This is a genomic window from Burkholderia sp. Se-20373 (assembly GCF_017104705.1).
In the GTDB taxonomy this organism is placed as follows: domain Bacteria; phylum Pseudomonadota; class Gammaproteobacteria; order Burkholderiales; family Burkholderiaceae; genus Burkholderia.
The window spans coordinates 1-6,614 of sequence record NZ_JAAGPH010000249.1 but is presented as its reverse complement, the minus strand read 5'-3'; the positions used below and the strand labels follow the sequence as shown (position 1 = coordinate 6,614).

At 67.1% G+C, this 6,614-nt stretch carries 7 protein-coding genes and 2 pseudogenes; 2 read left to right on the top strand and 7 right to left on the bottom strand.

Annotation, left to right across the window (positions count from 1 at the left end; all coding sequences use genetic code 11):
- Positions 1-497 (bottom strand): annotated as a pseudogene (locus G3N96_RS37125) (MFS transporter); the annotation flags it as partial.
- 129 nt (positions 498-626) lie between these two features.
- On the opposite strand from G3N96_RS37125, the gene G3N96_RS37120 reads away from it, so the two are divergent.
- Entirely contained in the window at positions 627-1,142 is a 516-nt protein-coding gene (locus G3N96_RS37120; RefSeq protein WP_206140316.1) for a MarR family transcriptional regulator, read from the top strand.
- 219 nt (positions 1,143-1,361) lie between these two features.
- On the opposite strand, the gene G3N96_RS39960 is transcribed toward G3N96_RS37120, so the two are convergent.
- From G3N96_RS39960 to G3N96_RS37110, 3 genes and pseudogenes are all read right to left on the bottom strand, one after another.
- Positions 1,362-1,571, bottom strand: a complete 210-nt coding sequence (locus G3N96_RS39960; protein ID WP_346778934.1) for a hypothetical protein — start codon at positions 1,569-1,571, stop codon at positions 1,362-1,364.
- Positions 1,572-1,775: 204 nt separating this feature from the next.
- Positions 1,776-2,006, bottom strand: a pseudogene (locus G3N96_RS39955) (pirin family protein); the annotation flags it as partial.
- A 143-nt stretch (positions 2,007-2,149) separates the two neighbouring features.
- Positions 2,150-2,914 (bottom strand): SDR family oxidoreductase, encoded by a 765-nt coding sequence (locus G3N96_RS37110; protein WP_206140314.1) that lies wholly within the window; start codon positions 2,912-2,914, stop codon positions 2,150-2,152.
- Between the two features lie 139 nt (positions 2,915-3,053).
- Here G3N96_RS37110 and G3N96_RS37105 point away from each other — a divergent pair, with 139 nt between their 5' ends.
- Entirely contained in the window at positions 3,054-3,971 is a 918-nt protein-coding gene (locus tag G3N96_RS37105) for a LysR family transcriptional regulator (RefSeq protein WP_206140313.1), read from the top strand.
- Between the two features lie 180 nt (positions 3,972-4,151).
- Here the strand turns inward: G3N96_RS37105 and G3N96_RS37100 are convergent, their stop codons facing one another.
- From G3N96_RS37100 to G3N96_RS37090, 3 genes are all read right to left on the bottom strand, one after another.
- Positions 4,152-4,856, bottom strand: coding sequence for a glutathione binding-like protein (locus G3N96_RS37100; RefSeq protein ID WP_206140312.1), 705 nt, complete (start codon positions 4,854-4,856; stop codon positions 4,152-4,154).
- 182 nt (positions 4,857-5,038) lie between these two features.
- A complete protein-coding gene (locus G3N96_RS37095) occupies positions 5,039-6,163 on the bottom strand; it encodes a porin (RefSeq protein ID WP_206140311.1) in 1,125 nt (374 codons plus the stop codon).
- Positions 6,164-6,386: 223 nt separating this feature from the next.
- On the bottom strand, positions 6,387-6,614 hold a 228-nt coding region (locus G3N96_RS37090; protein ID WP_206140310.1), incomplete at its 5' end, for a helix-turn-helix transcriptional regulator.

Genomic DNA, 6,614 nt, shown 5'->3' with positions numbered 1-6,614 from the left:
GCGAGCGCGGGGAGCCAGCCCCACTGGGCCGCGGCGAACGGCGCGACGACGCTCGCGAGCACGGCGCCGCCCATGATCGACGTCGAATAGACGCCCATCGCCCCGCCGATCCGCGTCGCGAAATGCGCCTTCACGAAGCCGGGCAGCAGCGCCTGCACCATCGCGATCCCGACGCCCGCGCAGCAGGCGCTCGCGAGCAGCAGCCACGCATGCTGCGCGCCGATGCGCGACACGCAGGCGAGCCCGATCAACGCGACGCCGAGCCAGACGCCGCCCGCGATGCCGGTCAGGCGCTGCAGGCGCCGCGCACTCAGTGCGCCGAGGCCCATCAGCAGGATCGGGATCGTCGTCAGCAGGCTGGCCGCGCCGTCACCGATGCCGGTCGCGCGCTGGATCATGTCGAGCAGCGGGCCGACCGCGGCGAGCGCCGGCCGCAGGTTCAGCCCGACGAGGACGATGGCGGCAAGCCGCCATCCGGGGGAGGTGAAGCGATTCATTGCAAGGCCCTCGATATCGGTGCGCGGCCCCGGCGAGGCGCCGCGCGTTTTTCAGGTAAAGTATCTCGACATCAAGATAAATGCGGATTTATCTCGACGTCAAGATAACTGGTGAGCCGAGGAGGGTTAATGGATCGAGCCGCGCATGCGCTCGCACAATGGCGCGCCGAGCGCCCGGATCTCGACGCGTCGTCGATGGTGGTGATGGGGCGGCTGCAGGAAGCCGCGCTCGTGATCGGCCGCGACCGTCTCAATCCGCTGTTCGCGCGCTACGGGATGCAGCCGGGTGAGTTCGACGTGCTGGCCACGCTGCGGCGCGGCGGGGCGCCGTTCGCGCTGACGCCGACGGCGCTGTACGACGCGCTGATGATGTCGTCGGGCGGGATGACCGCGCGCATCGACCGGCTGCAGAAGGCAGGGTGGGTGGAGCGCCGGCCGAACCCGGCCGACGGGCGTGGGACGCTTGTGGCGCTGACGGAGGCTGGCCGCGCGTTGATCGATGAGGCGGTCGTCGCGCATATCGACAATCAGCGTGAATTGCTGGCCGTGTTGTCGGATGCGGAACAGGCGCAGTTGTCGGATCTGCTGGGAAAGTTGCTGGCGGGGCTGGGGGATGGGGCGTCGAAAGGGGCGGAGGGGAAGTAGCGCCGCCAAGTGCGTGATGCGAACGCACAAGGCGGACGAGAAAATCGTCATGAGGGCTCGTGGACCTTGCTTGCCGAGCTGTTGCGGACGCCGGGTCACGCGGAATCCACGTCTGCCCCTCACCGCAAAACGGCCTAGAAAGCGACCCAACCGAGCTTTTCGTACGACGCGCAACCGTTGAAGCATGTCGTTGCGGTCGAGCCCGAAGGGACGGCTCCCTCACCGCAAAAGCTCGACCATCACGACATCGGTGTCGTCTCGAGCCACCAACGTGAGCCGCGATTCGTCGCGAACGGCAACCCCGTCGCGCGGCGCGAGCCGGACGTCGCCGACATCGAGCCGGCCATGATCTGCAATCAGATACGCGACGCCTGACCCCGGCAACACGTGATGCACCGTCGTGCCCTGGCGTAACGTCGCGATGCGCACGCGCGCGTCGGCGTGGATGGGCAGCGCGCCCGCGCACACGTCATCGGGATCGCCGCTCGCCAGCGTGACGAAGCGGCCTTCTCGACATTCGCGTGAACAGGTTCGCGTCGCCGAACGCGGCGTGCCGCCAGGCGTGCGCGGATGCAGCCAGATCCGGAACAGCCGCGCAGGGACGTGCTCGTCGTTGCGCTCGGCAAGGTGGACAGCGGCGCCGGCATGCATCACCTGCATGGAATCGGCGACCAGCCGCGTGCGATTGCCCGCGTCATCTTCGAACGTGATCGCGCCCGAGCGCACCCAGGTCACGATCTCGACGTTCCGGTAGGCGTGCAGGCCAACGCCGGCATGCGGAGCGAACGCTTCGTCGTTCCAAGCGTGGAGCGCGCCGAGCGAACCATGATCGGGGCGTCCGCAAGCGCCGGGGCGAAAATGCATCCGCGTGTCGCGCCGGTCGCTCCGGTTCGCGCCAAGCAACTGAAACGATCGGTGTTCGATCATGAGGTGTCCGGGTTCAACCGCGCGTACGCGCCGGGCGCGGGCTCGATCGTCGACGATCGCATCCGCGCCGGGGGCGCTGCTTAAATCTGCTGCTGGCCGCCATCGACGAACAGTTCGACGCCGTTCACGAAGCTCGCGTCGTCCGACGCGAGGAACAGCGCGGCACTCGCGATCTCGCCAGGTTCGCCGAGGCGCCCCATCGGGATCTGGGCCGCCAGGTAATCGGCGAGCCCCTGGCGCTGGGCCGCGTCGTCACCGGCGAGGTCGAGCAGGCCGGGCGTGCGGGTCGCCCCCGGGCTGATCGTGTTCACGCGGACGCGGCGATCCTTCAGGTCGAGAATCCAGCTGCGTGCGAAGGCGCGCACCGCGGCTTTCGACGCCGAATACACGCTGAAGGCAGCGGTGCCGGCGCTGCCTGCGGTCGAACCGGTGAGAATCACCGACGCGCCTTCGGCGAGCAGCGGCAGCGCTTTTTGCACCGTGAACAACACGCCCTTCACGTTGCGATCGAAGGTGTCGTCGTAGTGTTCTTCGGTGATGCCGCCGAGCGGCAGCATCGAACCGCCGCCGGCGTTCGCGAACAGCACGTCGAGGCGCCCCTGTTCTTCCTTGATCTGCGCGTACAACGCGTCGAGTTCACCGAGCTTCGTGGAGTCGACACGGACGCCGGTCGCGTTCCCGCCCGCGGCCTGGATGCCTTTCACGGCGGCATCGAGTTCGGCCTGACGGCGACCGGTGAGGTAGACGTGCGCGCCTTCCGCCGCGAAGCGTTGGGCGGTGGCGAGACCGATGCCGCTGGTTGCGCCGGTCACGAGGGCGATCTTGCTGTCGAGTTTGCGTGCCATTTTGCTTCTCCTTGCATTCGATAAGTGGGACTGCGTTCGGTGTTGCGTGCTGCGATGTGAGGAGAATATCGACGCCCCGATCGTTTCGAAATAGAATTGATTGCAATCTAACGTTGCATAAATGAAAAGATGAGGGGCAATGGCCAAGCTGCCGGATTTCGAAGGACTCGCGATGTTCGCGAAGGTCGCCGAGGAGGGATCGTTCGCGGCGGCGGCGCGTGCGATGGGGGTGTCCGTCGCGACAGTCTCGCGGGGCGTCGCCCGTCTGGAGGACCGCCTGGGTGCGCGGCTCTTCAATCGCACGTCGCGACAGCTCGCGCTGACCGAGTTCGGCCGGACCATTTGCGAGACGGCCGGCGAGATCTATCGTCGGGCCGAGGAGGCGGAAAGCGCCGCGCGCGAGATGTCGTCGCAGCCGCGCGGATTGGTGCGTCTCGCCGTGCCGATGTCGTTCGGGCTGCGCTGGGTCGCGCCGCTGTTACCCGGTTTCTTTCGCGCGTATCCCGAGGTGTCGATCGACTTGCATCTTTCCGATGCGTCGGTCGATCTGGTCGCCGACGGTTTTGACGCCGCGCTGCGCATCGCCGCGCTGCCCGATTCCTCGCTGGTCGCGCGCCGGCTGTGCGCGGTCACCCAGTTCGTGGTGGCGTCGCCGGCATATCTGAAGCGGGAAGGACGGCCCGCCCATCCGCGCGAACTGGTGGATCGCCCGTGCCTTTCCTATGCCTATCGCGCACGCGGCGATGTGTGGCGATTCACGAACGGCGCGGGTGAGGAGGAACCGATCATGCCGACCGGACCGCTGCGCGTGACGAATGCCGATGCGTTGCTGCCCACGCTGCTCGATGGCCTCGCGATTGCGGAACTGCCCGAATTCATCGCCGGCGAATATCTGGCCGACGGCCGCCTCGAAGCGCTGCTGACCGACTGGTCGTTGACGAAGGGCGGCCTTTACTTCGTCACGCCGTCCGCGCGCGCCCGTCCGGCCAAGGTGGCTGCGCTGTCCGATTACTTTGCGGAACACCTGTCCGATCCGTCGTGGCGGTGGCCCAAATGACGCGCTGACGCAACTGGCGCCGCTACCTCGGCAACTCGAACGTTCGCCGCCGCGCCGAACAACGACATGCTTCACGGCGCTCCCGGAAAATTCGCGCAGACCTTCAAATAAAAAAACCCGCCGCGCAATGCGGCGGGTTTCTCAGATCGCGGCCCGCACGGCGTGCACGCGCTTGACCCATCAGCCTCGTGCCGGAATATTGAGCCCGCGCTCGACAGCCGGCCGCGCAACGAACGCATCGAGCACCCGCTTGACGTTCCGGAATTCGCTGAAGCCCACGAGATCACCCGCTTCGTAGAAGCCGACGAGGTTGCGCACCCACGGGAAGATCGCGATATCGGCGATCGTGTACGCATCTCCCATCACCCACTGACGGTTCGCGAGATGCGCGTCGAGCACGCCGAGCAGGCGCTTCGACTCGTCGACGTAGCGATCACGCGGGCGCTTGTCTTCGAAATCGCGGCCGGCGAACTTGTGGAAGAACCCGACCTGGCCGAACATCGGCCCGATGCCGCCCATCTGGAACATCACCCATTGGATCGTCTCGTAGCGACCCGCCAGATCCTTCGGGATCAACTGGCCCGTCTTGTCCGCGAGATAGATCAGGATCGCGCCCGATTCGAACAGCGGCAGCGGCTTGCCGTCCGGGCCGTTCGGATCGATGATCGCCGGAATCTTGTTGTTCGGGTTCAGCGACAGGAATGCCGGCGACAGCTGGTCGTTCGTGTCGAAGCGCACGAGGTTCGGCTCGTACGGCAGGCCGGTTTCCTCGAGCATGATCGACACCTTGACGCCGTTCGGCGTCGGCAGCGAGTAGAGCTGAAGACGGTCGGGATGCTGGGCCGGCCACTTTTGCGTGATCGGGAAGGCGGACAGGTCGGACATGGAGGGTCGCTCGTCGAAGTGAAGGATCCGCGCCCCGTTCCTGCTGCCGCGCGCGCCACGGTCGATGGCGAGACGGCAGGGCGGAGCGCGCCGAAAACGCCCACTGTAGCCGATCCCGCGGATCGATGCAGGCGGTGGCCACGCGCGACCGCCGCGGCATCGCCAGGCGCCGCCGGCAACCGTCAGAAGTTGTGCCGCAGCCCGATCATCGCGGCCGTCGTGCCGACGCCCGGCGCGACCGGCTGCCCGTACACGAGCATCTGGTCCATCGTGCCGCGGTTGTTCACGTGCCCGACCTGCGCATAGACCATCGTCCGCTTCGACAGGCTGTAGTCGGCCGCGAGCACGACCGCCGTCGACTTGTTCGCCGAGACGTTGCGATCCTTCAGGTAATACACCGCGGACGTCACCTGCAGCGCGGGCGTGAAGCGATAGCCGATGCCGGCCGACAGCATGTCGAGGTTCACCTTGTCCGCATGCGACGGATTCCGGCCGTTGCCGTACGACGCCGACACCGAGAAATCGTGGATCGTGTACTTCGCGCCGAAGTAGATGAAACGGTTGTTGTCGACGCCGGTCGGCGCGACGCCCGGCGCCGGGTTCGTGTCGTGCCCGTTGTAGTAGACGGCCGATGCGTTGAGCCCGTCGTTCGCATACTTCAGCACGACCGATTCGCGCGTGCCGCCCTGGAACTGCCCGGCCACGCCGCCCGGCGCGTATTCGAGCGCGATCGACGCACCCGCGAAGGTCGGCGACTGGTAGACGAGCGCATTGCTGTCGTACAGCGCGCCGATCGCGCCGTTGGTGCTCGTCCCCGGCCAGCCGGCCGCCGTGTTCAGGCCGAGCCACGCGGTCAGCACGCTGCCGAAGAACTGCGCGTTGCGCACGTCGGTGTCGGCCATCGCGTAGATCATCGGCACGATCTGGCGGCCGGCCGTGAACGTGCCGAACGGGCCCGACACGCCGAGCGACGCGACCTGGTTGAAGATCGCGACGGCGCCCGGCGTGTCGCTCAGTTGCAGCTTGCCGCTGCCGCTGTCGAACGAGCCCTGCAGCTTGAAGTTGACCTTGTAGCCGCCGCCGATGTCCTCGCTGCCCTTGATGCCCCAGAAGCTCGAGTAGATGCCGCCGTCCTTCATGCGGAACACCTTGCCGGTATTCGGCGCGGTCGGGCTGAACGACGCCGCCGACGTGCTCTGGTACAGCAGGCCCGAGTCGATCACGCCGTAGAGCGTGACGGAGGATTGCGCATGCGCGAGCGCCGAACAGCCGGCAAACGCCGCGAGCGCGGCCAGTTTCGTCTTCATCGAAGTCTCCAGGGTCGTATTGGACCGGACGGGATCGAGCCCGTCCGGGTGAAGCAGGGAGGCTAGCGGGAAGGTGTGACAGGCGACGCCCGCCTGAGCCGTGCGGAAAGACTACGCAACGGCGGGCGGCCGCTCCCCCCCATGCGCGGGGGGCAGGGTTGCGGAGAATCGGAGGAAGGCGGGCGCGACGACGCGCCCGATCGGCGGAACCGGCGTGACGACGTCAGGGCGCGCTTTCGAGGAGACCCAGCACCAGCGCGCGGCGCACCGCATGCTTGCGCGAACTGGCGTCGAGCTTGCCGAACAGGTTCTTCAGATGCCACTTCACGGTTTCCTCGCCGACGGCGAGCGCCACCGCGATCTCCTTGTTCGACAGGTTGCGTGCAAGCAGTTCGAGAATCGCGCGCTCCTTCGGCGTGAGCACGACGCTCGGCACCGCACGCGGGCTAGA